The organism is Streptomyces tirandamycinicus (genome assembly GCF_003097515.1).
GTDB classification, from domain to species: Bacteria; Actinomycetota; Actinomycetes; order Streptomycetales; family Streptomycetaceae; genus Streptomyces; species Streptomyces tirandamycinicus.
The window spans coordinates 2,312,692-2,339,349 of record NZ_CP029188.1 but is presented as its reverse complement, the minus strand read 5'-3'; the positions used below and the strand labels follow the sequence as shown (position 1 = coordinate 2,339,349).

The following is a 26,658-nucleotide window of genomic DNA, read 5'->3' as shown; positions in this document are numbered from 1 at the left end:
CCACCGAGCGCGACGGCGGTGGGCCCGTTCACGGTACGAGGTCGAGCTCGGCCCACACGGTCTTGCCCGGTACGGGGCCCGCAATCACTCCCCACCGTGCGGCGAGCGCTTCGACGATCAGCAGGCCGCGCCCCGACTCGGCGCCGTCGGCGGGAGGGGTGAGGGTCCCGGGGCCGGGCGGCAGCCGGTCGCCTCGGGTGTCGGTGACCTCGATCCGCAGGCGCCCGCCCTCGTCCTCGACGGCGAGACGGAGCCGGAAGTCCCTGCCCGGTACCCGCCCGTGCAGCGCGGCGTTGGCGGCCAGTTCGGCGACGACTCGCGCCGCCGACTCCGACGGGATGGCCCAGCACGCCAGTTGGGCCCTGGTGAGCAGCCGGGCGAGCCGTGCTCCCCGGCGGGTGGGGGAGAGCAGGACGGTGAACTGCCGGGCAGGAGCGGAAGATTCGGTTCGGGTGATTTCCACGTTCACATCACTCAGCGTGGCCGGTTCGCTCGTACTCTGAACAGAGCGCCGCGTGTACGGACAGTGACTGTCCAGGCGTTGAGCCGCCCCGTCCATGGCGCGGCTCGGCTTCACCCCCGAGGCATGGGGGGACTTCGTGGCGTACGCGGTGGGAAGCTGACCGCCGGGCACGGGACGCCCGGGCCGGGGACCGCCCCGGCCGGCGGAACCCGGCCGCGGGCCCGCGCAACGGCGCCCCGGCGCGGGCCCGCAGAACCGGCGCCCCGGCACGGCGCCCCGGCACGGGTCCGCTTGCTCGAACCGTGACGTTCTCAGTCCGCGGTGACGGTGACCTTCTCGTCGTTCTTGATCTGGTTCGTCAGCTGGCGCACCTTCTCCTTGTCCCAGACCAGGTTGCCGCCGCGGCTGCCGGAGATGGGCATGTTCATCGACGTGCCGTCGCCGCCGTTGACGCTCTTCATCGCGAAGAACATCTCCGACAGGTCGAACAGGGACATGTCCTTGTCGACGATCAGCGTGTCCAGGCCCGAGCCCAGCGTCGGGTAGAGCCTGAACGGGTTGAGGATCGTGCCCGGCGTCGCTGCCTGGTTGGCCAGCGCGGCGAGGAACTTCTGCTGGTTCTTGGTGCGGTCCAGGTCACTACCGGCGAACGCGTACCGGGTTCGGACGAAGGCCAGGGCCTGCTCGCCGTTCAGGGTCTGCGTGCCCGCCTGGAAGTCGGCACCGGACTTCTCGTCCTTGAAGGCCTTGGGAATGTTCATCTCGACGCCGCCGAGCGAGTCCACGATGTTCGCGAAACCGGCGAAGCCGATCTCCGCGTAGTGGTCGATCCGCAGGCCGGTGTTGTGCTCCACGGTGCGGACCAGCAGCTCGGGGCCGTCCTCCGCGTACGCCGCGTTCAGCTTCACCCGGCGGCCCTGGGCCGGGAACGTCTTGCCCGACTCCGAGCCCACGAAGGACGGGATCTCCACGTCGGAGTCGCGGGGGAGCGAGATCATGGTGTTCCCGCTGCCGCAGGCGGCGAGGATCATCATGGAGTCGGTGCGCTTGCCGTCGGCGGAGCCGGTGTGCAGGCGCTTCTTGTCCTCCGCGGACATGCCCTCACGGCTGTCGGAGCCGACGATCAGATACGTCGTGCAGTCGCCCTCCTCGGGCCGGTCTATGACCTTGGCGAGGTCGACCTCCCGGCGCATCTTGGAGTCCGCCCAGAAGTAGGTGCCTATGGAGACCCCGAGAGCCAGCACCAGCACGGTGATCGAGCCGACCTTGAGGCGCCGGCGCCAGTCCGGGGCCGGGCGGCCGTAGGCGGGCGGTTCGCCGGGACCGCCGTACCCGCCGCGTCCCCTGCCGGACGGTGAACCGTAGACCTGGCCCGTGTTGTAGCCGCTGTCGTACGGGGCGTCGTGCCTGTCGTCGTACCCCTGCGGCTGCTGCGGGATCGGGCGTCGCCGCACATGGCGCATCACACGCGGCCCCTCGGGTTCCGCGCCCCGGCTGCCGTGTCCGTATCCATCGGGCCAGTCATTCATGCGCAACAGTGTGCAGCCCGTGGCCGAAAGCCCGACAGGGCGGGTGACAAATCACACCGGGGCTGTAGCGAACCTGATGCAATGCCGCGGTGCCCGGGGCCCGCATAGGGTGGAGGGCATGACAGACCAGGCCCAGCGCTCGGAGAGCGATATTCCGGGTAAGCCGACATCGGCTTCGCGTACCACCCTCAGCCACATCATGACGCACAGTGACACCAACCTCCTGGGGACGGTGCACGGTGGCGTGATCATGAAATTGGTGGATGACGCGGCGGGCGCCGTGGCCGGCCGGCACTCCGGCGGACCGGCGGTCACGGCCTCCATGGACGAGATGGTCTTCCTGGAGCCGGTCAGGGTGGGCGACCTCGTACATGTGAAGGCCCAGGTCAACTGGACCGGCCGGTCCTCGATGGAGGTCGGCGTCAGGGTGCTCGCCGAGCGCTGGAACGAGTCGGCCCCCGCGACCCAGGTCGGCTCCGCGTACCTGGTGTTCGCCGCCGTCGACGCGGACGGCAAACCCCGTCCCGTCCCGCCCGTGGTGCCCGAGACGGAGCGCGACAAGCGGCGCTACCAGGAAGCGCAGATCCGCCGCACCCACCGGCTGGCCCGCCGGCGCGCCATCAAGGAACTGCGCGAGCGCCGCGCGGCCGAGGGGTACGAGGACTAGGGAAGCCGAGGGGTACGAGGACCAGCTCAGTTGGGGAACCCGCCCCCGTCCCCTCCGCCGGGTGCGTCAGCGGCAGAGGACCTCGTCGCCGGTGACGGCGCCGAAGGCGCCCCTGGGCCGCGGGGTCTCCGCCCGGACGGGGGTCACCGAGGTGAAGCCGGAGCCCGCCGTCACATGGAGCGTCGGGCCCTGGCCCTTCACGGGGCGCAGCTCGGCGCCCGGCAGCGCCACCGCCAGGGACCTCGCCGAGCGGTCCCAGCGCGGGTCGTAGGTGATGAAGGTGCGCTTCACGTCGCGCTTGCCGCCGTTCAGCGGGGTCCGCGTGGTGTTGAACCCGGTCGCCCGCAGGGCGGAGTCCACCCGGGAGCCGAGCCCGTCCAGCTGCGTCCCGTTGTAGACCTGCACCCGGACCTGCTGCGGTGGGACGTCGACGACCTTGGCGGCGGGCGCGGACGCGGCCGCCCGCGGACGTTCCGGGGCGAGCGGCCTGTCCTCGCGCACGGCCCGGAAGAGCCGCTCCGCCTTCACCGGGTCCCACTTCACCGTCGAGCCGACGCCCTTCACCGGGAAGCTCGGGTCCTTCACGGGCACGGAGACGAACTCCGTCGACGCCGGGGTGAAGCCCCTCATCGCCTTGCCCAGCGTGAGGAACTGGTCGGTGCCGAAGCCCCGGTCGGCCCGTACCGAGTTCAGCGCCGCGGTGCTGACCTGGCGGAACTTCACCGGGTTCAGCAGCACCCCGCTGCTGGTGGCCTGCTGTACCAGCGCCGCCACGAACCGCTGCTGGCGCTGCATCCGCCCCAGGTCGGCCGCCCCGTCGACATGCCGGGCCCGCACGTACTGCAGTGCCTGCGCGCCGTCGAGCCGGTGCGTGCCCGCCTTGAGGTCGAGGCCGGAGTGGGTGTCCTTCATCGGCCGGGCGGTGCAGACCTCCACCCCGCCGATCGCGTCGACGGTCCTCATGAAGCTGCGGAAGTCGATTTCGAGGTAGTGGTCGACCCGCACCCTGGTCAGGTCCTCCACGGCCCGTACGGTCAGCGCGGGCCCTCCCTCCGCGTACGCCGCGTTCAGCTTCACCGCGTGCAGGCCGTGCTTCTCGCCGGTGGTCAGGTCCGTGTGGGCGGGGATCTCCGCGTACGAGTCGCGGGGGAGGCTCACGATGCTCGCCCGCCCCCGGTCCTCGGAGATGTGCACCAGCATGATCGTGTCGGTGCAGCGGCAGGGGGCTCCGCCCAGCCGGTACTTGTGGCGCTCCTCCTTGGTGACCGTGTCCCGGCCGTCGGTGCCGACGAGCAGGATGTTCGTCCCGTTGCCGTGCTCCGGGCGGTTCTTCATGTCCCTGAAGGGATCGACCCGGCCGATCCCGCTGTCCAGCCCCGTCACCAGGGCGTGACCGATGCCGCCCACACCGAGCACCAGCACCGAGAGGGTCGTCACCACCCGCATCCCCCAGCGGGGCCGCTCCGCCCGCCCCCGCCCGCGGGTGCGCGGGGCCGGCCCCCGGCGGCCGTTCCCCGCCGTCCCCTGCCGCTGTGCCGTACCGCGCCGACGCTGTGCCTCCGGTCCGGGGCGGCCCGCCGCCGGCTTGGGAACCGGTCTGGGGCGGCCCGCCGCCGGTCGCGGACGGGGCGAGCGGGGCGGTGTGGGCACGAGGGGCACCTCCGCGGGGCAGCAGACCGGTGATCCTGAGCACCGTAGGCCCATACGATCTGCGGCACGGGGAGGCCGGGGGGAGGCGCGCATCGTTGTCCCCCGTTCGCGGTAACGTGGCGGGCGACGCCGCTGTCTCCCCGAGGCCGTTGTCTCCCGGGGGACACCCCCCCGGACCCCGAGGAACCCATGCCAGCCGCCCCTCCCGCCGTCTCCGTGATCATGCCGGTCCTCAACGAGGAACGTCATCTGCGCGACGCCGTCCGCCACATCCTGCAGCAGGACTACGCAGGCGAGATGGAGGTGGTGATCGCCCTCGGCCCGTCGACCGACCGCACCGACGAGATCGCCGCGGAACTGGTGCGCGAGACGGCGTCGAATCCCTGGGGCCGGGTGCACACGGTCCCCAACCCCACCGGCCGTACGCCCGCCGCGCTCAACGCCGCGATCAAGGCCTCCCGCCACCCGATCGTCGTGCGCGTCGACGGCCACGGGATGCTGTCACCGGACTACATCGCGACCGCCGTCCGCCTGCTGGAGGAGACCGGCGCGCAGAACGTGGGCGGCATCATGCACGCCGAGGGCGAGAACGACTGGGAGCACGCCGTCGCCGCCGCGATGACCTCGAAGATCGGCGTCGGCAACGCGGCCTTCCACACGGGCGGCGAGGCGGGGCCCGCGGAGACCGTGTACCTGGGCGTCTTCCGCCGCGAGGCGCTGGAGCGGCAGGGCGGCTACAACGAGGAGTTCATCCGAGCCCAGGACTGGGAGCTGAACTTCCGCATCCGCGAGGCCGGCGGCCTGATCTGGTTCTCTCCGGAGCTGAGGGTCCAGTACCGGCCGCGCCCCTCCGTGAGGGCTCTCGCCAAGCAGTACAAGGACTACGGCCGCTGGCGCCATGTCGTCGCCCGCTACCACTCGGGCTCGATCAACCTCCGCTATCTCGCGCCGCCGACGGCCGTGTGCGCGATCGCCGCAGGTCTGGTGGTGGGTGCGACGCTGACCCCGCTCGGCTTCGTCATCCCGGCCGGCTACCTCGCGGCGATCACCGCGGGTTCGGTCCCGGCGGGGAAGGGCCTCCCCTGGAAGGCCCGTGTCCGGATCCCGGTGGCGCTGGCGACGATGCACATGTCGTGGGGTTTCGGCTTCCTGACGAGCCCGCGTTCGCTGGCGAGGAAGGTCATCGAGAGCCGCCGGCCGGCGGTGACCGCGCCGACGCAGGCCTGATCCCGCGGACCGCACCGAGCGCGGTGCGGTCCGCGGACGGCGCGGCTCCGCGGACGGCGCGGCTTCGAGGACGGCGCGGCTCGGCGGACGGCCCGGCTTCGCGGACGGGCTCCGCTCCGAGGACCTCCCCGCTCAGGGGGGGGGTACGCGCTCAGGGGACGGGGCCGTCCGACGGGCGTCCGACGGGCCGGGTGCCGACCGGGTGCCGAACGGCCCACCCGCTGAACCGCGTCCGCCCACCTGCGGCCGTCCGTCTGCTTCGCCGACCTGCCCTCCAGCCCCTCCGCGCGCTACCAGGTGAAGCCCGGCTGCACGTCCATGCAGGCCCCGGTGTCACCCGCGTTGAGCGGCTTCGCGGACGACGGCGCCTTGGCGTCGTTCCCGGCCGCGTCCTTCGGATAGGCGGTGCCCTCCCGCCAGTCCGCGCCCACCACCAGCGTCACACCCGACACGTCCGTGGACTTCAGCACCGAGGAGACCGGAAGGCCGATCGCCTCGGCCACCGCCCGCGCATCGCCCGCCAGCTCCGCGCTCGGGTAGAACACCACCGTCCGGTCCTGCGGATCGGTCCGGCTGTCCGCCGCCGCCCGGGTGAAGCCCTTGCCGGTCAGAACCCCCGCGATCTCGGTGGCCCGCCCCCGCGCGGCCCCCAGTTCATCGGTGTACGTACCGTTCTGCACCAGCACGCCGATCTCGCCCGCCGCCGGGGCGGGGTCCTCGGGCGCTGCCGGCGATGCGGGCGCCGCGGGCGCCGTGCGCCTGGACGCCTTTCCGTCGAGCGGGATGTCCTCGCGCACCATGCGGAACACCTGCTCGGCGTCCGGCTGCAGGGGTTCGACCTTGCCGGCGAAACCGGGGCGCCGGCTGTAGAAGTTCGGCATCGTCGTCATGGTGATGCGCTCCGTCGGCACCTGCTTGAACTCCTCGGCCAGGGCGTACAGCTTGGCCACCGTGTCCAGGCCCGCGTCGACCGTGAGAGCGGAGGTGGCGGCCTCGGCCAGGCTCTGCAGCTTGGCGGGGTCGGTGAGCTTGGTGCTCCTGCGCAGCTCCCGCACCATCGAGTTCATGTACATGTGCTGGGCTTCCGTGCGGGCCAGGTCGGTGCCGTCCTTGAAGCCGTACCGGGTGCGCAGCCACTGCAGCGCCTGCTCGCCCTTGACCGAGGTCGTGCCCGCCTTCAGCTTGAGACCGGAGCCCTGCCCACGGCTGTTGCGCGAGTAGACGTTGTCCTTGACGCAGACGGGCACCCCGCCGATCGCGTCCGCCATCGACACCACGCCGGCGAAGTCGACCTGCATGAAGTGGTCGATGGTGATGCCGGTGAGCTTGTACCAGGTGGCCACCGTGCAGCCGGGGCCACCGCGGCTGAGGGACTCGTTGGTGAGCGTCCAGCCGGTCTCCTCGTACACCTTGCCGCTGCGGTCCGTGCACTCCGGGATCTTCAGCACGGTGTCCCGGGGCATGCTGATCACCGACATGTTGCTGCGGTCCGCGGAGACGTGGACCAGCATCTGCACATCCGCCAGCGGCGGGCCGTCGAAGGTGTCCCGGGCGCCGCCGAGCGCCTTGTTCTCGGCCGAGTCCCGCGCGTCCGAGCCGATCAGCAGGATGTTCAGCGGAGTCTGGCCGGCGGCGTTCACCTTGTGGCCGGCCATCCCGTTCTTGCCGAGGTTGAGGTCGTCCGTCCGGATGTTGCCGTTCAGGTGCTCGTAGTAGAGGTAACCGGCACCCGCCGTGCCGAGTATCAGCAGGGAGAGCACGCAGGCCACCCACCGCAGCGTCCGGCGTCTGCCGCGCCGTCCCGGGCCACCCGGGCCACCCGGGCCACCGAGCGTCCCGGGCCGTCCGCTGCTCCCGCCGGCCGGTGCCGCCGCCGGTGGGGATCCCTCCCCGCCGTCGTCGGTGCCGGCCGAACCGTCCTGCTCCCGCACGGCGCCGCCGCGGCCCGAGCCGTGTTCCCCGGCGTGCCCGACACGCTCCCGCGTGTCCTCCCCTTGCACGCTGCTCCGTCCCACCCCTGGTCCCCCCTGTCTTCAGGCGCGCCGCGCGCCCCGGTGCTCCGGGGTCACTGGGCGCACACCTGCTTGTCTGCTTCGACCTTGTCCACCGGCGGCTTCGCCGGTGCGGTGACGGGCACCCCCGCGCCCTTGAAGTCGGCACCGAGCGTGAGAACCATCGCCGCTGTGTCCCCGGCGCCTCCGGCATCCTGTGTGCCGGGCTTGAGCGCGGTGGCGGGCAGACCCATGAGGTCGGCGAGCTTGCGGGCCTGGTCGGCCTGGTCCGGTGCGTACTGCAGTGTCGTCTTGTCCGTCTTCTCCGGGGCGTTGCTCTTGTTGGTCGACTTGAGCACGCCCTTCTCGACCTGCAGCCAGTTCAGCGTCTTCTGCGCCGCCCCCGGGGTGTCGCTGCCGTTGTAGACGTCGACCCGGACCTCGGAGGCGTCGGCCCTCGCACCCTCGAGCAGGGCGGCCTGCTTGTCCTTGGCCGCCGACTCCTTCTTCTTGACCTCGGTGAAGGAGACGTCGTTCTGGATCATGCTGAACACCTGTGGCGCCTTGACCTCGTCGAGGAGGACGGTGGCGCCGTCCGTGTTGTCGACCACGGGCACGGTCGCGAAGCTGATGTGCTTGATGTCGATCTTGCCGAGTTCCTGGGCCATGGCCGTCAGTTTGGGGATGTCCCCGATCGCGCTGTCGACGGTGAGCGCCTGGGTCGCGGCCTCCGCCACCGCGAACATCTTCTTCGGGTTGCCCAGCGTGTCTTCCTTCATCTGCCGGATCATCGACGCCACGAACTGCTGCTGCTGCTTGATGCGGTCGAGATCGCTCTCGTTGCCCAGGCCGTGCCGATTGCGGACGAAGGCGAGGGCGTCCTCACCCGCGACCCGCTGCTTTCCGGCCGGCAGATCCAGCTTGGACTCCCGGTCCTTGATGGGCTTGACCAGGCAGACCTCCACACCGCCGACGGCGGTCGAGAGCGTCTTCACCGCGTTGAAGTCGGCCATCATGAAGTGGTCGACCGGTACGCCGGTCATCTGCTTGACCGTGCGCATCGTGCACCCGGGGTCGCGGCCCCCGACGCCGAAACTCTCGTTGAAGCGGACGCCCTGGGAGCCCTTGATTATCTTGGTCGAGCCGTCGGGCTGCTTCGTGGGGCAGTCCGGGATGTCGGTGATGAGGTCGCGGGGGATGCTCAGCGCGGTGGCGTTGGTCCGGTCCTCGGAGACGTGGAACAGGAACGTGGTGTCGGCGTGGCCGCTGCTGCCCTTGTCGCCGTACCCCTCGTTGCCCGCCCCGGTGCGCTTGTCGGTGCCCAGGATGAGGATGTTGACCGGCCCGTCCTTGCTGAACCCCTTGGAACCGGCGTCACCGACGTCGACCGTGTTGAGGTTCCCGTTGAGCCGCTCGTACAGGTAGTACGCGAACGCCGAGCCGGCGACGAGGACGCAGGCCATCACGCCGCCGGTCCACACCGCCGCCGACTTCTTCCTGCTCTTCTGCTGCTTGCGCTTCCGGCGGCCCGCCGCGGTCTGCTGCGTACCGCGCCCGCCGCCGTCTCCACCCCGAGGGTTGCCGCCGCGCCCCGGGCGCCGGGTGCGCTGCCCCGGGACGTCGGCGGTCGTGGGCGTGCCGGAAGTGCCGCGGCGGCCGGCAGCTCTGCGAGACGCGCCGGCGGAGCGGGGGGAGGCCGGCTGCGGAGCGGAACGATCCAATCGCAGTTCGTAATTGCCCGTCTGCGGGTTCAGTACCCACTGGTCGGCGGGGTCGATGTCGTCCGCCTGCCCACGGCTCTGCGCATCCACGGTTGCTTGAGTCCTCCGTCGGTGCCACGCGCGGCGCCCCTCCCCCCGGGAGACGCTCGATTCGTCGGTCCGGTCGTGTGCGTCCTCGGCCGGGAAGGCCGGATGTACCGGATCGCGTCACACTATCCGCCCAGTTCAGCGCCGGGCGACGTCCGTGACAAATTCCACGCACCTTACAACCGGGCAATCCACTCAATCCGCATGGACTGCCGGTGACTCTTTGGGCAGGGCTTTACCCGCACCTGGCCGACGTGGCGTTGGTACCGGAGAACGTCGGCGTCGCGGACGGATTCTGCGACCCCGTGGCGGTGTCACGTTCCGTGTCGCCGACGGTGCTCGTGGTCGTCTCCTTGGGCACCACGCGCACCGGCGCGTCCTGCCGCAACCGCTCGAAGAGCCGGCTCGCCGCCGGCTGCACCAGGACGTCGCGGTTGGGGTCGTACGGGTGCGACCGGCGCGGCACGGTGAGGAACTGCACGCGCTCCGTCGGCACCCCGCGCAGCGAACGGGCGAGGTCGAAGAGGTCCTTGAGGGAGTCCAGGCCCGGATCGGTGGTGAGCGACCTGGTCGCCGCGTCCAGCACGGGATAGAGGCGGGCCGGGTTCAGCAGCACCCCGTTGCTCTGCACCTTGTCGAACAGCGCGCCGAGGAACTGCTGCTGGCGGTCCATGCGTTCGGTGTCGCTGCCGTTGCCGAGGGACTTGCGGGCCCGGACGTAGCCGAGGGCCTGCTCGCCGTTCAGCGTCTGCCTGCCGGCGTTCAGCTTCAGCTGGGCGTCCCGGTCGTCGATGGCCGCCGGCAGGCAGACCGTCACCCCGCCCACGGCGTCGACCATGCTCTTGAAGCCGTGGAAGTCGACGACCATGTGGTGGTCGATGCGGACACCGGTGAGCCGTTCGACGGTGCGGATCGTGCACGCCGCACCGCCGATGGCGAACGCCGAGTTGAACTGGGCGTGCTGGGCCCGGCTGCGGGTGCCCTCGGCGGTGCGGCAGCTCGGAATGCCGACCAGGAGGTCGCGGGGCACGGACACCGCGGTCACACTGCGGCGGTCGCCGGCGATGTGCAGCAGGATCGTGGTGTCGGAGCGCTGGACGCCCCTGTCGCGGCCGTACTTGCGGTTCTCGGCGCCGGCGCGGCTGTCGGAGCCGATGAGCAGGATGTTCTGCGCGCCGTGCGGGGCGGGCAGCGGACGCTCCTTGTCGTAGCGCTCCAGCTCCTCCACGGCGGTCAGGTCCGTGGTGATGTTGCCCTCGAGGCTGCGGTACAGCCACCAGCCGACACCCGAGACCAGCATCACGAGGAGCGAGACACCCAGCGCCGCCCACCGCAGACTCCGCCGCCTGCTCCGCTGCCGCCGCCTGCTCCGCTGCCTCCGGACGCCCCCGTGCCTCCCGCCGCCCGTGCCGGACCCCGCACCGGGGGCGCGGTCCGCGGTGTCGTCCGGTTCGGCGGGAGTGCCGGCGCTGTCGGTCACGTGGTGTCGGTCCTCCCGGTGGTCGGTCGCAGTACCCACCGCCGATGATCCACCGGACCCGCCGCCGCGGCCTGCGGGCCCGGGGTGCACTGGGCCGAACGGGTGAACTCCGAGCCGCTCGCCGCGCGACGCCGCAGCTCAGGGCGTGTGTGGGCGGTACGGCCCGGGTGGGGGGCCTGCGCCGCATGCGCCCGCGCGAGGGCGCGTACGCGTGCGCGGGCGGGGCGTGTACGCGTGCGGGGCGCGGGGCAAGCCTTCTGCCGGCTGAACGCCTCGAACGCCGGTCCGCGCGCCCGCGCGAGGGCGGGGCGCCCGAACCGCCGGAGTCCGCGGATCAGACCGCCGTGTCCGTCACCCGCTCGCTCTCGACGCGCTTCCCCAGGTCCTGCGCCGGAAGCCGGTCCAGGTTCCGGCAGAGCACGACCGAGCCGCCGGACGCGAGCGGTGCGTACAGTCCGGCGGACAGTCCCTCCCAGGTCGCGTAGCCGCGCCCGGACAGCAGCCGGGAGCCCGGCGCCAGACCCAGCTCGTCCGCGTCCGCGCGGGCGCGCGCCACGAGCTGCGCCCCGGTGAACTCCGCGCCTGCGACGGCGAGCGCGGGAGCGTCCGCGTCGACGGGCGCGTACGGGGCGAAGCGGTCGCCCTGGCCGGGGACCTCGACCGCGTAGTCCACGAAGCCCTCCGGCGCCTGCGGGAACCGCCCGCCGAGCGGGCGCAGCGCCAGCGCGATCCGCTCACCGGAGCAGGCACGGGCGGTGTCGAGGGTGTCCGGGCCGCTCACGACCAGGTCCGCGGCCGCCGGGTCGCCGCCGACGTCCGCGACGACTCCCACCGAGGAGCAGGCGAGCAGCCACACCGCGGTCTGCCAGTGGGCGGGCAGCAGCAGGGCGAGCCGGTCGCCCGGCTCGGCGGACAGGCCGTCCTGGAGCAGGTTCGATGTCTTGGCCACCCAATTGGCGAAGGTGGCCACGGACAATTCCACGCGCTCACCGGTGGCGTCGTCGTAGAAGGTGACCAGGGGGCGTGCGGGGTCCGCGGCGAGCGCGGATCGCAGCAGGTCGGCTGGGGTGCGGTCGCTGGCGTTCACCCGCGCAAGGGTACGCCGCGGCCGCCGCGCGGGTGCCGCCGTCCCGGTGACCCCGTCCCCCGGACGGGCCGAACGCGCCCCGGATTCCCGTCGGGCGGTCGCCCCGCCGCCGCCCGAGGATCGTGCCATGCGTGCCTACCTCGCCTCCTCCATCGGTGCCGCCTGTACCGCCGCCCTCGTCCTTCCCGCACTCACCCCCGAGGCCTCCGCGGCGTCGCGCGTGCCGGATGTCCCGGGCTCGACACAGTCGTTGCCCCTGGTCCCGCTGCCCGGCCGCGAGCGCGCGGCCGGCGGGACGGTCGCCCAGGGGCTGCCGCAGCGCGAGACCCGCCCCTTCTCCCTCGTGGGTGTCGTCTGGGAGGACCCGGACCGCGAGCTCCACGCCTCGGTCCAGGTCCGTACCCGTGCCACCGGCTCGGGTGCGTGGTCCCCGTGGCAGGACGTGGAGAGCCACGACGCCGCACACGCCCCGGACCCGGGCTCCCCGGAGCGGGCCGCCGGCACGGTGCGGGGAGCGACCGCTCCCCTGTGGGTCGGTGCGTCGGACGCCGTCGCGGTCCGGGTCCGGCCCGAGTCGGCTCCGGGTGCGCCCCGCTCCGCCACGCCGCCCCTTCCGGGCGGTCTGCGGCTGGAGCTCGTCGACCCGGGCGACGGACTACCCCAGACCCCGCGACCGGAGACCCCGCAGCCGGGCAGCCCCCAACCGGAAGTGCCCCAGCCGGAAGTGCCGCAGCCGGGAAGCCCGGTGAATCCCGCGCCGCAGAAGCCCCCGCCGCTGAACCCCCTCCCGGAGCGGCCCGAGATCGCCGTACCCGGCGAAGGCGTGTACGAGGAACTGCCCGGATTCGTGGTCGACCCGGCCCTCACCGCGTCGCTCACGCCCGAGTCCGCCGCGGCCTCCGCCGTCAACGCGGACCTCGCGCCCCTCGGCGCCGACGCGATCCTCCCGCTGACCAAGGCGGAGACGGAGGCGCAGGCCATGGCGTACGGGTTCGCCAAGCCGTACATCGGACCGCGGCCCGGCATCGTCACGCGCAAGGGCTGGGGTGCGGACGAGGCCCTGCGCGAGAAGCAGTTCGTCTACACGAAGACGGTCCAGGCCGCCTTCGTCCACCACACCGCCACGGGCAACCGGTTCACCTGCGCCCAGTCGGCCTCCGTCCTGCGCAGTATCTACCGCTACCACGTGGAGAGCAGCGGCTGGCGGGACATCGGCTACAACTTCGCCGTCGACAAGTGCGGAAACATCTACGAAGGCAGGGCAGGAGGCGTGGCCAAACCGGTCCTCGGCGCACATACACGCGGATTTAACACGAACAGCATGGGTATCGCCGTGCTCGGAACGTACAGTTCGACCGCTCCGCCCAAGGCCGCGGTGGAGGCCATCGCCAAACTCACCGCATGGAAGCTCGGGCTTTTCGGGGTCAACCCGAAGTCCACGACATATCTGACGTCAGGTGGCGGCAACAAGTACGCGAAGGGGACGAAGGCCAAGCTCAACGTCATCTCCGGGCACCGGGACGGATTCGCCACCGACTGCCCGGGGACCCTCCTCTACGGCCAGCTCGGCACGGCCCGCACCGTCGCGGCCAGACTCCAGGGCCGCTGAGGACCCCACCCGCCGTCATACCGCGCGCCCGCCGGACCGTTTGGTCCGGCGGTGCCGCATACGTACGGACAGGCTGCATACACTGGCCGGTCATACGCACGAATCGCCCGGCCCCAGCAGGAAGCAGAGAAGGCATTGACCCAGGCCCAAGAAGCGATCCTCCTGGTCGGCGGCAAAGGCACACGACTTCGCCCACTCACCGTGAACACGCCGAAGCCCATGGTCCCGGCGGCGGGGGTGCCGTTCCTCACGCACCAGCTCGCGCGGGCGCGCGCCGCGGGTGTCGAGCACATCGTGCTGGCGACGTCGTACCTGGCGGAGGTCTTCGAGCCGTACTTCGGGGACGGTTCGTCGCTCGGACTGCATCTTGAGTACGTCACCGAGGTGGAGCCGCTCGGCACGGGCGGGGCGATCCGGAACGTCGCCTCCCGGCTGCGGTCCGGCCCGGACGACCCGGTGCTCGTCTTCAACGGGGACATCCTCACGGGACTCGACATCCGGGCCCTCGTCGGCACCCACCGGTCCTCGGGGGCCGAGGTGTCGCTCCATCTGTCCCGTGTCGAGGATCCGCGGGCGTTCGGCCTGGTTCCCACGGACGCCACCGGCAGGGTCACGGCGTTCCTGGAGAAGCCGCAGACGCCCGAGGAGATCGTCACCGACCAGATCAACGCCGGCGCCTACGTCTTCCGCCGCTCCGTGATCGACCGCATCCCCACGGGCCGGCCGGTCTCCGTCGAGCGCGAGACCTTTCCCGAACTGCTGAGTTCCGGGGCCCACCTCCAGGGCATGGTCGACTCCACGTACTGGCTGGACCTCGGCACTCCGCAGGCGTTCGTCCGCGGCTCCGCCGACCTGGTGCTCGGCCGTGCCCCGTCCCCGGCGGTGCCGGGGCGCTGCGGGGACCGGCTCGTCCTGCCGACGGCCAGGGTCGCCGCCGACGCCAAGCTGACCGGGGGGACGGTCGTGGGGGAGGGCGCCACCGTGGGCGAGGGCGCCCGGATCAGCGGCAGCACCCTCCTGGACGGCGCGGTGGTCGAGGCCGGCGCGGTGATCACGGACTCGCTCGTCGGCGCGGGCGCGCGCGTGGGTGCCCGTACGGTCCTCACGGACACGGTCGTCGGCGACGGCGCGGTCATCGGAGCCGACAACGAACTGCGCGACGGGGTCCGTGTCTGGTGCGACGCCCACCTCCCGGCGGGCGCGATCCGCTTCTCCTCCGACCAGTAGCGACGGCCGGGCCCGACGCCCCGAGCCGCGCCGGCTGTCCCGGGGCATGCCAGTGGTCGCCGGCCATGCCGGCTGTCCCGGGGCACGGCGGTGGTCGCCGGCCATGCCGGCTGTCCCGGGGCACGGCGGTGGTCGCGGGGCGTGCCCGGCTGTCCGGTGCCGCGGTCGCGAGGTCCCGCTGCGGAACCGTACGGCGACCGCCTAGGCTCGGTACCGACCTCGGCACCCCGGCGCACCCAGGACCTTCTCCGTGGCAGGACGCTTCGCCCCCCGGCCCGCCGTCACCCGCACCACGGTGCGCGGCGGCGAGGCCGCCGTACCCGCCTCCAGACCCGCGCCCGGACCCGCACCCGGAACGGCGTCCGCACCCGGGGCGACGACCGTAGGGCGGGAGCGCACCTATGTCCCCCCGGGACCGCTGGACCTCGGGCTGGTGCTCGGGCCGCTCCGGCGCGGCCCGGGCGACCCGACGTTCCGCACGGCCCCCGACGGCTCCGTCTGGCGCGCCACCCGGACTCCCGCGGGCCCGGGCACCCTGCGCGTGAGGGCGAAGGGCACGGCGGTGCACGCGGCGGCCTGGGGTCGCGGAGCCGAGTGGCTCCTCGAACAACTGCCCGCGATGCTGGGGGACCTGGACGACCCGGCCGCCTTCGAGCCGCGGCACCGCCTCGTCGCGGCCAGCCACCGCCGCCGCGCCGGACTGCGCCTCACCCGTACGGGACTGGTCCTGGAGAACCTGATCCCGTCGATCCTGGAGCAGAAGGTCACCACGGACGAGGCCTACCGCGCCTGGCGTCTCCTCGTACGCAAGTACGGCGAGCCCGCCCCCGGCCCGTGCCCCGACCGGATGCACGTCATGCCGGACGCCCGCACCTGGGCGATGATCCCCTCCTGGGAGTGGCACCGCGCGGGAGTCGACGACAAGCGCGCGTCCACGATCCTGCGCGCGGTCCGCGTCGCGCGCCGGATGGAGGAGGCCGCCTCGATGGAGCCCGGGGCGGCCATGGCGCGCCTGGAACTGATCCCCGGGATCGGCCCCTGGACCTCCGCCGAGACCATCCAGCGCAGCAACGGAGCACCGGACGCGATCACCGTCGGGGACCTCCATCTGCCCCGCATCGTGGGCTACGCCCTCGCGGGAGACCGGGACGCGGACGACGCGGTGATGCTCGAACTCCTCGCCCCGTACGCCGGCCAGCGCCACCGAGCGGCCCGCTTCATCCTCCTCGGCGGCCAGGTCCCGCCCCGCCGCACACCGAAGATGCCCCGCTGGGACATCGGCAGGCTGTGAGCGGCCCGGCGGGCACCGCCAGGGGACCGCCCCGGCCCGACGCCCTCGGCCCGACGCCCTCGGCCCGACGCCCTCGGCCCGACGCCCTCGCCCGTTGGTGCCGTGCCCCACGGGCCACGTTCCGTCGCCCGGCTCCCGGCATCCTTTCGCTCACGCGTGCCGTGCCCCCGTCGCCCGGCTCCCGGCACCCTTCTGCTCACGCGTGCCGAGCCCCGTCGCCCGTGGCTGCCGCCGGTTCCTCACCCGGCCCGATGACACCCGCCTCCGCGCCGCGCCCCCGCCGCCCCCCTGACGCGCCGCGTCCTTGCGACGGGTGCTCCTGGCGCAGGCCGTGCACACGTCACCCCGGCCGCGGCGGCGGCCCGCCGCGCCCCTCGCGCGCCGTACTCACCGCACCTCGATGAACGCCTCCGCGTCCCGCGCCGGCCGCTCTCCCGGAGCCTGTGCCGCGTGTCCGATCGCGACCGCGCCCATCGGGTCCCAGCCCGGCGGCAGGTCGAGTACCTCCCGGACGACATCGCGGCAGAACATCGTGGACGACACCCATGCCGACCCGAGCCGCTCACCGGCCAGCGCGACCAGGAAGTTCTGCACGCCCGCGCCCGCGGCGACGACGAACATCTCGCGCTCCGCCGCGTCCCGGCGCTCGTCGCCGTAGTGGTGCGAGCCGTCCGTGACCATGCAGGGCACCGCCAGGTACGGCGCGTTGCGCAGGACGTCGCCGCGCCGGACCCGCTTCGCGATCGACTCCTCCGATCTGCCGTCGCGGCGCAGGTCCGCGATCCACGCGTCGCGCATCGCGTCGAGGAGACGCAGCCGGGAGGACTCCGACTCCAGGAGCACGAAGCGCCAGGGCGTCGTGTGGTGCGGGGCCGGTGCGGTCACGGCTGCGGCCACCGCGCGGCGGACCGCATCCGGGTCCACGGGAGCGTCGGTGAAGGCGCGCACGGTGCGGCGCCGGGTCACCGCCTCCCGTACCGCCTCCGAGGTGCCGAGCCGGAACATGTCGTCCGCCGCGGGCCGTACCAGCGCGCGGGCGCCGTCGGCCCCGTCCGCGACGACATGGCCCAGCCCGCGGACCACCGCCACCGGCAGTCCCGCCGCCTTGCCCTTGACCAGATCGCCGGCCGCCGCCAGCTCGTCGGCGGTGGCGACGACCGTCACGTCGAGCCGGTTGCCGTGCGTGTCGGCGCCGCCGCGCAGATCGTCCAGGACCCGCACGCCCGCGGCGCCGATGGCGACATCGGTGAGCCCCGCCCGCCAGGGCCGGCCGAAGGTGTCCGTGATCACCACGCCCACCTCGACGCCGAGCGCGTCCCGGAGCCCGTCGCGGATGCGCGAGGCCGAGGCGTCCGGGTCCTCGGGCAGCAGCAGCACCGTCCCGGCGGGGGTGTTGGAGGCGTCCACCCCGGCAGCGGCCATCACCAGGCCCTGCCGGTTCTCGACGATGCGCAGGGCGCCGCGGCGGGCCACCACCCGTACCGTCTCCGCGTCGATCGCCGCCTCGCGGTCGCCGGCCTCGACGATCCGGCCCTCCGCCTTGCTGACGATCTTCGAGGTGACGAGCAGCACATCGCCGTCCACCAGGCCGGGACCACCGGCAGCGATCAGCTTCGCGATGTCGTCCCCGGGCCCCACCTCGGGCAGTCCCGGCAGCGCCCACACCCGGTAGGACGGTGCGGTCATCCCCGGACCTCCTCGGCGAGCGCCAGCGCCTCGCGCGCCATGGCGGCCGTGGCGTCGAGATCGGTCATCATCAGCGGCACCGCCCGGCAGCGGATGCCCGCCTCCTCGACCTCGGCCACCGCCGCCGCGTCCGCCGTGTCCACGAGCCAGCCGTCGAGCAGCCCGGACCCGTAGTGGCGTGCCACGGCGGCCGCGGTCGACTCGACCCCGACCGCCGCCAGCACCTTGTCGGCCATGCCGCGCACGGGGGCGTTCCCGACGATGGGGGAGAGGCCCACGACCGGTACGCCCGCGTCGGCGATCGCCTCCCGGATGCCCGGCACCGCCAGGATCGTCCCCACGCTCACGACCGGGTTCGACGGCGGGAAGAGGACGACGTCGGCCTCGGCGATCGCCTCCAGCACCCCCGGTGCGGGCTTGGACTGCTCGGCCCCGACGGGCACGACGGCGTGGGCGTCGACGGACGCCCGCAGCCTGACCCAGTACTCCTGGAAGTGGACGGCCCTGCGTTCGCCGTCGATGTCGACGGCGACATGGGTCTCGACGCGGTCGTCGGACATCGGCAGCAGCCGCACCCCGGGCTGCCACCGCGCGCACAGCGCCTCGGTGACGGCGCTCAGCGGATAGCCCGCGCCGAGCATCTGGGTGCGGACGATGTGCGTGGCGAAGTCGCGGTCACCGAGCCCGAACCACTCGGGACCCACTCCGTACGCCGCCAGCTCGCTCTTGACCTGGAAGGTCTCCTCGGAGCGTCCCCAGCCCTGCTCCTCGTTGATGCCGCCGCCGAGCGTGTACATCACCGTGTCGAGGTCAGGGCAGACCTTCAGCCCGAACAGATGGATGTCGTCACCGGTGTTGCCGATGACCGTGATGTCGGCTTCGGGGGCGGCCGCCTTGAGGCCACGCAGAAATCGAGCACCGCCGATGCCGCCGGCCAGAACCACAATGCGCATGCTCAGAGTGTGTCAGGCGCCGGCGCACCCGATGAGGGCGCGGTCCGCGGGTGACGGGCCGGGGGCACGGGCGATCCGGCGCGGTGACGGGGGCGGGCCCGCCGGGCGGCGCCCGCGGGCACCGTCAGACGGCGACGGCGTCCTGCTGGGCGGCGCCCGCGGGCACCGTCAGACGACGACGGCGTCCTGCCGGGCGGCCGGTGAGCAGTGGGCCGTGTGCATCGGCATCTCGGTCAGGCCGGGGAAGTAGACGTGCAGGCTCACGACCGGCTCGAGCGAGTCGTTGACCACCTCGTGCGCATATCCGGGTGCGAAGACCCGCTGTGCCCCGGCGGGCAGCGTGCGGTCGGCCCGTGCGGTGCGCTCCGTCAACTCGCCGTCCAGGACCGTCAGTACACCGGAGGACGGTCCGTGGTCGTGCAGCCCGCTGCCCTGCCCCGGTACCCAGGACAGCAGCCAGACCTCGTAGCCGGGGCCGGTGCGGAGCCGGTGGTACCAGCGCGTCGTGGCGTCGTACCGGACGAGGTGAGCCCACTGGGCGCGGTCCTCGGCGATGGAGCGGGCGAGTCCGGCGAACTCGGCCACCGTCGAGGGGTGCTCCTTGGCGGGCTGGAGCAGGTGCGGGACTTCGAGGATGTCGCCGGCGATCTGGAGGTCGCTGTCGCTGTTCATGGGGTGCGGTGGTTCCTCGGCAGAAACGGAAGGTCAGTGCTGGGGTGTCGCGAAGCCCGCCGGGAAGCGGCGGGGGGAGAGCTGGAGCGCTACGGCATCAACAGCTGGAACAGCAACAGCGCGCCTGGACAGCGCTGCGGAACCCACGGATCGCGTGGGTCGCGGAGGGCGCTGTGGTCGCTGGCATGCACTCCAAGGTGACGACCGCGGCCCCGGATGTCAACTCAATGACCGATTTGGCGGCAATGTTTCACCTCATCCGGTTACTCCGGTCGGAGAAAGGTTTGTGCGTCGATGTGGCCGGAGACATGGCGCTGCGACTGCGCTCTCAAACGCTGCCGCGCTCTTGTGACCGGACTGTGATCCGGATCGCTTGTGCGGCCGGATCGCAACAAGATCGAAGCGCGAGACGTCCTTCCTCGTGGGCGCCGGTGGACGCCGGTGTGGCACCGGGGGAGGGGAGGGCGTGGTCAGACCGGCGGCAAGTGTCATGGTTTTTGGTGATTTGAACACTTTCCGCATACGCTTGGTTCCGCAGAGTGAATACGGGGCTCAATAGCAGATCTCGGCTTGACTGGCCCGGATCCACACACTTGTAATTTCACTCGTGTCGTTCGGCCGAAATCGGTACGGCTCACGGCCGGATCACGGGGACGCAAAGACAGACGAGGGGCGCACATGACCGAGCTGTTCCAGCAACTGCTGGTCGAGGACGCGGACGAGGAACTCGGCTGGCAGGAGCGCGCGTTGTGCGCCCAGACCGACCCCGAGTCCTTCTTCCCCGAGAAGGGCGGCTCGACCCGCGAGGCCAAGAAGGTCTGCCTCGCCTGCGAAGTCCGTTCCGAATGCCTCGAGTACGCCCTCGCCAACGACGAGCGGTTCGGCATCTGGGGCGGCTTGTCCGAGCGTGAGCGCCGCCGGCTGAAGAAGGCCGCGGTCTGAAGTAGGCCGCGCGCTCTGCACTGCCTGCAGAAGGCGGCGGTCTGCACGGCCTGAAGAAGGCGGCAGTCTGCACGGCGGTCTGCAGGGGCCGCCTGTCGGGACGGGCCGCGGCGCGTCCCGGCAGCCGTCGACCCTCGTTCGCGGGCCCCGCTCGCCGACCGCTTCCGCCGACCGCTTCCGTCAACGGTTCCGTCGACCGCGTCCGCCGCTGCACATGACGCCCGTGACCGCCGCCGAGACCGCGGCGTCCGGACGCCGACCCCGGTCCTCGGTCCTCAAGCCCGGTCCTCCACCCCCGGTCCTCCGTCCCTGTGCGCACGCCCCCCGCCGCCGGCCGGTACGTCCCGCATACCCCGCACACCCCGCACCCCGTGACGCCGTCCGTCCGCATGGTCCGCGTCTCCACCGGATCCACGCGTCACCCAGGGAGGGTGCGCCGCCGGTTCCGCTGCCGGGCGAGGACCATCCCATGTCGCCGCCGCCCACCGGGCGACGGCCGAGGCGTGCACCGTCCGCCCGGCGTCCGCTACCGACCACCGACCCTGAGCACCGACCACCGACAACCGCCCGGCGCCCCCACCGACAACCGCCCGGCGTCCGCCCGTCACCGCCCGCCGCCCGCCCACCCGGCGTCCGCCAAGGGCCACCCCGGAGCCGTCCACCCCGTGTCGGCGGCCCTCGGCCCCGCGTCGGCAGCCCTGGCCACGCCGCTTCCCCGGACCGTTAGTGTGGGGCCCCGTCCCAGACGCTCCAACGCCCCCTCGCGGGGGCGAACCGGCCGGAGGGCCCGTACCTCAATGTCCGCCACCCCTGCGGGGTTTGATCCCGCCACCCCGGCGGGATTCGTTCCCGCCACCCCGCCCGAGTTTCCGCGGCACGTCGTCACCGCCGTGCTCGTCTCCCACGACGGCGCCCGGTGGCTGCCCGACGCCCTCGCCGGGCTCCTCGGTCAGGAGCGCCCCGTGCAGAACGTCGTCGCAGCCGACACCGGCAGCGCCGACGAGTCGGCGCGGCTGGTCACCGAGGCGCTCGGCGCCGACCGGGTCCTGCACCTCGCGCGCCGCACCGGGTTCGGTGCCGCCGTCGACGAGGCCGCCCGCACCGCCCCGGTGCTCACCGCGGACGACCTGCCCTATCTGAAGCGGCCCAGCGGCTGGGACCCGGTGACCAGGACCTGGCGCGACGAGGCGTACGACATGCCGGAACTGCCCCACGGCGAACCGGTCCAGTGGCTCTGGCTGCTGCACGACGACTGCGCACCCGCCCCCGACGCGCTCGCCGAACTGCTCCGTGTCGCCGATGCGGAACTGTCCTCCGGGCGGACCGCCGCGGTCATCGGTCCCAAGCTGCGCGGCTGGTACGACCGCAAGCAGCTGCTCGAGGCCGGCGTGTCCATCGCCAACAGCGGCCGCCGCTGGACCGGGCTCGACCGCCGGGAGCAGGACCAGGGCCAGCACGACCAGGTCCGCCCGGTGCTGTCCGTCTCCTCCGCCGGCATGCTCGTGCGCCGCGACGTCTGGGAGGAACTCGGCGGCTTCGACCGCCGGCTGCCCCTCATGCGCGACGACGTGGACTTCTGCTGGCGCGCGCACGCCGCGGGCCACGGCGTGTTCGTCGCCCCCGGCGCCGTCCTGCGGCACGCGGAGGCCGCCGCCCGCGAGCGGCGCACCATCGACTGCGCGGGCCGCTCCGTCGTCGGCGCCCACCGCGTCGACAAGGCGGGCGCCGTCTACACCCTGCTCGTCAACGCGCGCGGCAGGGCGCTCCCCTTCGTGCTGCTCCGCCTCGTCCTCGGCACCCTGCTGCGGACCCTCGCCTATCTCGTCGGCAAGGTGCCCGGCCAGGCGGTCGACGAGGTCATGGGCCTCCTCGGCACCCTGCTGCGCCCGGAGCGGATCCTCGCCGCCCGGCGCAGGCGCGGCGACTCCCACGTCGACGCGAGCGAGCTGCGACCGCTCTTCCCGCCGCCCGGCGCCACCATCCGGGCCACCTTCGAACAGGTCGCCGGCAGCCTGGGCGCCGGCCGGGACTCCGACTCCGGGGGCTCACGGCACGGAGCAGTCGAGTCCGGTCCCGGCGGAGACGAGGCCGACTTCCTCGAGGTCGAGCAGTTCGCCCGGCTCAAGAAGATCGCGCGCAAGCCGGGGCCCGTCCTCTTCGCGCTCCTGCTCGCCGTCTCCCTCGTCGCCTGCCGCGGTCTCCTCGGCGGCGGCGCGCTCGCGGGCGGCGCCCTGCTGCCCGCGCCGGACGACCTCTCCGGGCTGTGGAGCCGCTACGCCGACGCATGGCATCCCCTCGGCACCGGCGGGACGCAGACGGCACCGCCGTACCTCGCCGTCCTCAGTGCCCTCTCCGTCCTGTTCCTCGGCTCCACCGGCTTCGCACTCACCCTGCTGCTGGTCTGCTCGGTGCCGCTCGCGGGCGTCACGGCGTACTTCGCCTCCCGTCCGCTGATCGAGTCCCGTCTGCTGCGGGCCTGGGCGAGCGTGGCCTACGCCTTCCTGCCCGCGGCCACCGGTGCCCTCGCCACCGGGCGGCTCGGCACCGCCGTCCTCGCGGTCCTCCTCCCGTTGATCGCCCGCGCCGCCGTCGCGGCCCACGGACTGGCCCGTACCGACGGCACCCGCGGCAGCTGGCGGGCCACCTGGGCGTACGCACTGCTGCTGACGGTCGCGATGGCCTTCACCCCTGTCGTCTGGCCCCTCGCCGTCGTCCTCGGCCTCGCGGGGCTCGTCCTGCGCCGTACCGACATCACCGCCCACGGGCTGCGCTTCCTCGCCGTGACCGGCACCCCGCTGCTGGTCCTCGCCCCCTGGTCGCTGTCGCTGCTGACCGAGCCGTCCCGCCTTCTGCGCGAGGTGGGACTCGAGTTCGACACCGGCGCCGCGTCCCCGCTCGACCTGCTGGGGATCAGCCCCGGCGGTCCCAAGACCGTCGGCGGGCTGCTGCTCATCGGCGTCGTCCTCGCCGCGCTCGCCGCCCTGCTGCGCGGCGAACGGCGGTTCGCGATCCGCACGGCGTGGACGGTCGCGGTCACCGCACTGGTCTTCGCGGCCCTGACCAACGGCTCGGGCTGGGCCGGACCCGCCACCCTCGTCTACGGCATCGCGCTGATCGCCGCCGCGGTCCTCGGCGCCGAAGGCGCCCGGGAGCGCGTCGCCGCCCAGAGCTTCGGCTGGCGCCAGCCCGCGGCCGCCGTCATCGCCCTCGCGGCGCTGGCGGCGCCGCTGCTCGCCGCCGTCAACTGGATGATCAGTGGCGCCGCGGGACCGCTGGAGCGCCGCGACCCGGTGCAGGTCCCGGCCTTCGTCGCCGAGGAGAGCGGCACCCGCGACCAGCCCCGCACGCTCGTCCTCGGCGGCTCGTCGCCGGCGGAGGTGTCGTACACGCTGGTCCGCGGCTCTGGTGGGCGCCTGGGCGATGCCGAGCTCAGCGAGGCCGCCGGCAGCGACCCGCGTCTCGACAAGGTCGTGGCCAACCTCGTGGCCGGCTCCGGCGCCGACCAGACCAGCCAGCTCAGCGGCTTCGCCATCCGGTACGTCCTGGTCCGTGACGGCGCCCCGCGCCAGATGAGCAGGGTCCTCGACGCCACTCCCGGTCTCTCCAGGCTCAGCCAGCTCGACGGCAGCGCGCTGTGGCGCGTGGACAGCCAGATCGCCCGCGTGGTCATCGTCGACGGCACGGCGGAGCCGCTGCCGGTGGCCTCCGGACCGGTCGAGGCCCACACGGACATCCCCAAGGGCCCCGGCGGCCGGGTGCTGCGCCTCGCGGACCGCGCCGACGAGGGCTGGCAGGCCACGCTCGACGGCCGCCCGCTGGAGAGCACCGTAGTGGAGGGCTGGGCCCAGGGCTTCGAGCTGCCCGCCGAGGGCGGGCGGCTGGACCTCACCCACGAGGCCCCGGCCACCCACACCGCGTGGACCTGGACGCAGGGCGCGCTCGCCGTCGTCCTGGTCGTGCTGGCCCTGCCCGGGCGGCGCCGTGAGATCGACGACGACCTGCCCGACGAGGAGGCGGTGATCCCGGCCCAGCCCGTCGAGGGCGAGGGCCGCCGGGCCCGCAGGCTGCGCGCGGCACAGGCCGAGGCCGCCGGCGCCGAGGCCGGGCCGGACCAGGGGAACGGGCCGGACCCCGGGACCGATACCGCGGACCCGTACACGGCGGTGCCCCACCAGCCGCAGTACGGCGCCGAGTGGGACGCACCGGCACCCGCGGCCGAGGGCGTCCCGGCCGGCACCGGACGGGGCTCGTACGAGGACGGCCGGTACGCCGACGCGTACCCGGGCGGCTACCAGGACGACCCGCGGCAGCACACCTACCCGCAGACTCCACAGGGCCAGGAGCAGCCGTACGAGACCGGGCAGCAGCCGTCCGGGCAGTACGGGACAGCGCAGTACGGGACCGGGCCGTACGAGACCGGGCCGTACGGGGCTGAAAGGTACGGGGCCGAGCAGTACGGGTCCCGTCAGCACGAGGCCGGGGAGTACGGGGCCGGTGAGTACGAGCCGCGTTACGAAGCGCAGTACGACCGGCAGTTCACCCCGCAGTCGTACGACCAGCAGGCGTATGACACGCGGCAGTACGACCCCCAGCGGCACGGCTCGCAGGAGCTCGACCAGCGGCAGTTCGACCAGCGGCAGTACGACCCGCAGGAGTACGACCCGCACCGGGCGGGGCCGGGGCCGGAGACGGACCGGTACGACACCTACGGCTACGAGAACGAGCAGCGTCCCGACGGGAGCAGCAATCAGTGAACCGCACGACTCTCTCGCTCCTCGCGGCCGTGACGTCCCTCGCCGCCGTGACCGGATTCGCCGCGCTCACCGCGCCGGACGGCGGGACGGCGACGCGGGCGGAGGCACCGGCCCGGCTGCCGGTGGAGCGCTCCAGCCTGCTCTGCCCGGCCCCGGCGACATCGGACATCGCGGAGACGGTGTACACGTCCATCACCCCGCGGTCCGGCGCCGCCGGCGGCGGCAGCAGCTCCGCCGCCTCCTCCACCACCTCGACGGCCGAACTCAGGCCCTCGGTCACGACGTTGAGGGGAGAGGCCGGCGACGCGGACGGGACCGGTGAGGAGAAGAAGGACGGCGGGGAGAAGAAGGACGGCGAGGACGAGGCGGGGCAGGACGGGAGCACCAAGAAGTCGCCGTCCGAAAAGCCCGTCGTCGCCCTCGCGCAGCCCGGAAAGCCCGTCGGCGCCAAGGTGAGCGGCAGCGCGGCTCCCGCGCTCGTCGGCACCGCCACCGGCGCTCTCGCGTCCGGCTGGACCGCCCAGCAGACCACCACGGTCAGCGCGGGGAGCGGCCGTGGCGTCCTCGGCGTCAGCTGCACCGCACCCGACACGGACCTCTGGTTCCCGGGCGCGAGCCTCGCCAAGGACCGGCAGGACTACGTTCACCTGACCAACCCCGACGACACCGGCGCGCTCGTCGACGTCGAGCTCTACGGCAAGGACGGCGCGCTCAAGTCCTCGCTGAGCGACGGCATCCAGGTCCCCGCGGGGGCGAGCGTCCCCGTACTGCTCTCCACGCTGACGACCGATCCCGCCGAGGACGTGACCGTGCACGTCACGACACGTACCGGGCGGGTGGGCGCGGTGGTGCGGGGCGCCGGGGACGAGACCGGCAGCGACTGGCTGCCGGCGTCCGCCGATCCGTCCGGCACGCTGGTGCTGCCCGGCGTCCCGGCGGACGCGACCTCCGTGCAGCTGGTGGCGTTCGCCCCCGGTGACGACGACGCGGAGCTGAAGGTGCGGCTGGCGAGCGCGACCGGCACGATCAACCCCGCCGGTGCGGAGAGCCTTCGGGTCAAGTCCGGCATGACGGCCTCGCTCGACATGAAGGACGTCACCAGGGGCGAGGCGGGCTCGATCCTCCTGGGCCCGGCCGAGGGCGCCCCGGCGGCGCCGGTGGTCGCCGCCCTCCAGGTCACCCGGGGCAAGGGCGACAAGCAGGAGATCGCCTACATTCCGGCGACCGCGCCGGTCACGGAGCGGGCCACCGCCGCCGACAACCGTGCCGAGGGCTCGGTGCTCTCCCTCACCGCGCCCGGCGGGACCGCCCGGGTCAAGGTGACGGCCTCGGCCGGTACCGAGGGCGGAACCCAGGCCGTCAAGACGTACACGGTCAAGGGCGGCACGACGCTGGCGGTCAGCCCGCCCGTCCCGGCCGGACTGAAGGGCTCCTACGCGCTGATCGTCGAGCCCCAGTCCGGCGGTCCGGTCCACGCGGCCCGCGCACTGCTGCTCCCGGAGGACGGCATCGAGATGTTCACCGTCCAGACCCTGCCGGACGACCGCGGCCTGGTCGAGGTCCCGGCGGCGCGGCAGGACCTCTCCGTCCTCGGCGACTGACGGAGCCCGCCGACCCGGCCC

General features: G+C 73.2%; 18 protein-coding genes. 8 read left to right on the top strand and 10 right to left on the bottom strand.

Translation table 11 applies throughout. From position 1 onward, the window contains the following. Positions 1 to 28: 28 nt before the first annotated feature. Together DDW44_RS10280 and DDW44_RS10275 are read right to left on the bottom strand one after the other, a co-directional pair. Positions 29 to 469, bottom strand: a complete 441-nt coding sequence (locus tag DDW44_RS10280) for an ATP-binding protein (RefSeq protein ID WP_108906231.1) — start codon at positions 467 to 469, stop codon at positions 29 to 31. A 305-nt stretch (positions 470 to 774) separates the two neighbouring features. Further along, positions 775 to 1,992 (bottom strand): LCP family protein, encoded by a 1,218-nt coding sequence (locus tag DDW44_RS10275; protein ID WP_170813470.1) that lies wholly within the window; start codon positions 1,990 to 1,992, stop codon positions 775 to 777. 118 nt (positions 1,993 to 2,110) lie between these two features. On the opposite strand from DDW44_RS10275, the gene DDW44_RS10270 reads away from it, so the two are divergent. After that, complete coding sequence (locus tag DDW44_RS10270) at positions 2,111 to 2,659, top strand: acyl-CoA thioesterase (protein WP_026164960.1); 549 nt, start codon at positions 2,111 to 2,113, stop codon at positions 2,657 to 2,659. A gap of 66 nt (positions 2,660 to 2,725) precedes the next feature. Here DDW44_RS10270 and DDW44_RS10265 read toward each other — a convergent pair whose 3' ends face one another. After that, the gene (locus tag DDW44_RS10265) at positions 2,726 to 4,309 is read right to left on the bottom strand and encodes an LCP family protein (protein ID WP_483027305.1); all 1,584 of its coding nucleotides are present in this window, start codon (positions 4,307 to 4,309) and stop codon (positions 2,726 to 2,728) included. Between the two features lie 189 nt (positions 4,310 to 4,498). Here DDW44_RS10265 and DDW44_RS10260 point away from each other — a divergent pair, with 189 nt between their 5' ends. Continuing rightward, the gene (locus tag DDW44_RS10260; RefSeq protein ID WP_018889884.1) at positions 4,499 to 5,536 is read left to right on the top strand and encodes a glycosyltransferase family 2 protein; all 1,038 of its coding nucleotides are present in this window, start codon (positions 4,499 to 4,501) and stop codon (positions 5,534 to 5,536) included. A 290-nt stretch (positions 5,537 to 5,826) separates the two neighbouring features. Here DDW44_RS10260 and DDW44_RS10255 read toward each other — a convergent pair whose 3' ends face one another. From DDW44_RS10255 to DDW44_RS10240, 4 genes are all read right to left on the bottom strand, one after another. Then, a complete protein-coding gene (locus DDW44_RS10255; protein ID WP_206307317.1) occupies positions 5,827 to 7,536 on the bottom strand; it encodes an LCP family protein in 1,710 nt (569 codons plus the stop codon). 65 nt (positions 7,537 to 7,601) lie between these two features. Further along, a complete protein-coding gene (locus DDW44_RS10250) occupies positions 7,602 to 9,338 on the bottom strand; it encodes an LCP family protein (RefSeq protein WP_108906229.1) in 1,737 nt (578 codons plus the stop codon). A 232-nt stretch (positions 9,339 to 9,570) separates the two neighbouring features. Further along, positions 9,571 to 10,815: an LCP family protein gene (locus tag DDW44_RS10245; protein ID WP_108906228.1), complete on the bottom strand. Its 1,245-nt coding sequence runs from the start codon at positions 10,813 to 10,815 to the stop codon at positions 9,571 to 9,573. Positions 10,816 to 11,149: 334 nt separating this feature from the next. Continuing rightward, on the bottom strand, positions 11,150 to 11,902 hold the full coding sequence (locus DDW44_RS10240; RefSeq protein ID WP_108906227.1) for a TIGR03089 family protein: 753 nt from the start codon (positions 11,900 to 11,902) through the stop codon (positions 11,150 to 11,152). Between the two features lie 127 nt (positions 11,903 to 12,029). On the opposite strand from DDW44_RS10240, the gene DDW44_RS10235 reads away from it, so the two are divergent. From DDW44_RS10235 to DDW44_RS10225, 3 genes are all read left to right on the top strand, one after another. Beyond that, complete coding sequence (locus DDW44_RS10235) at positions 12,030 to 13,511, top strand: peptidoglycan recognition protein family protein (RefSeq protein ID WP_108906226.1); 1,482 nt, start codon at positions 12,030 to 12,032, stop codon at positions 13,509 to 13,511. Positions 13,512 to 13,646: 135 nt separating this feature from the next. Then, positions 13,647 to 14,738, top strand: a complete 1,092-nt coding sequence (manB, locus tag DDW44_RS10230) for a mannose-1-phosphate guanylyltransferase (protein WP_108906225.1) — start codon at positions 13,647 to 13,649, stop codon at positions 14,736 to 14,738. Positions 14,739 to 14,988: 250 nt separating this feature from the next. Next, positions 14,989 to 16,029: a DNA-3-methyladenine glycosylase family protein gene (locus DDW44_RS10225; RefSeq protein WP_108906224.1), complete on the top strand. Its 1,041-nt coding sequence runs from the start codon at positions 14,989 to 14,991 to the stop codon at positions 16,027 to 16,029. Positions 16,030 to 16,416: 387 nt separating this feature from the next. Here DDW44_RS10225 and DDW44_RS10220 read toward each other — a convergent pair whose 3' ends face one another. The 3 genes from DDW44_RS10220 to DDW44_RS10210 all read right to left on the bottom strand — a co-directional run bounded on the left by DDW44_RS10220 (position 16,417) and on the right by DDW44_RS10210 (position 19,340). After that, entirely contained in the window at positions 16,417 to 17,715 is a 1,299-nt protein-coding gene (locus DDW44_RS10220) for a coenzyme F420-0:L-glutamate ligase (protein WP_108906223.1), read from the bottom strand. After that, on the bottom strand, positions 17,712 to 18,668 hold the full coding sequence (cofD, locus tag DDW44_RS10215; RefSeq protein ID WP_026164965.1) for a 2-phospho-L-lactate transferase: 957 nt from the start codon (positions 18,666 to 18,668) through the stop codon (positions 17,712 to 17,714). The genes DDW44_RS10220 and cofD overlap by 4 nt, the downstream gene beginning before the upstream one ends. A 168-nt stretch (positions 18,669 to 18,836) precedes the next feature. Then, positions 18,837 to 19,340, bottom strand: a complete 504-nt coding sequence (locus tag DDW44_RS10210) for a cysteine dioxygenase (RefSeq protein ID WP_027734723.1) — start codon at positions 19,338 to 19,340, stop codon at positions 18,837 to 18,839. A gap of 678 nt (positions 19,341 to 20,018) precedes the next feature. Here DDW44_RS10210 and DDW44_RS10205 point away from each other — a divergent pair. The 3 genes from DDW44_RS10205 (at position 20,019) to DDW44_RS10195 (ending at position 26,637) form a co-directional block, all read left to right on the top strand. Beyond that, positions 20,019 to 20,282 (top strand): WhiB family transcriptional regulator, encoded by a 264-nt coding sequence (locus DDW44_RS10205; protein ID WP_017945871.1) that lies wholly within the window; start codon positions 20,019 to 20,021, stop codon positions 20,280 to 20,282. A gap of 797 nt (positions 20,283 to 21,079) precedes the next feature. Next, positions 21,080 to 25,036, top strand: coding sequence for a glycosyltransferase (locus DDW44_RS10200; protein ID WP_108906222.1), 3,957 nt, complete (start codon positions 21,080 to 21,082; stop codon positions 25,034 to 25,036). Continuing rightward, positions 25,033 to 26,637 carry a DUF5719 family protein gene (locus DDW44_RS10195; RefSeq protein ID WP_108906221.1) on the top strand — a complete coding sequence of 535 codons (1,605 nt, stop codon included), beginning with the start codon at positions 25,033 to 25,035 and terminating at the stop codon, positions 26,635 to 26,637. Before DDW44_RS10200 ends, DDW44_RS10195 begins: the two co-directional genes overlap by 4 nt. Positions 26,638 to 26,658: the final 21 nt, after the last annotated feature.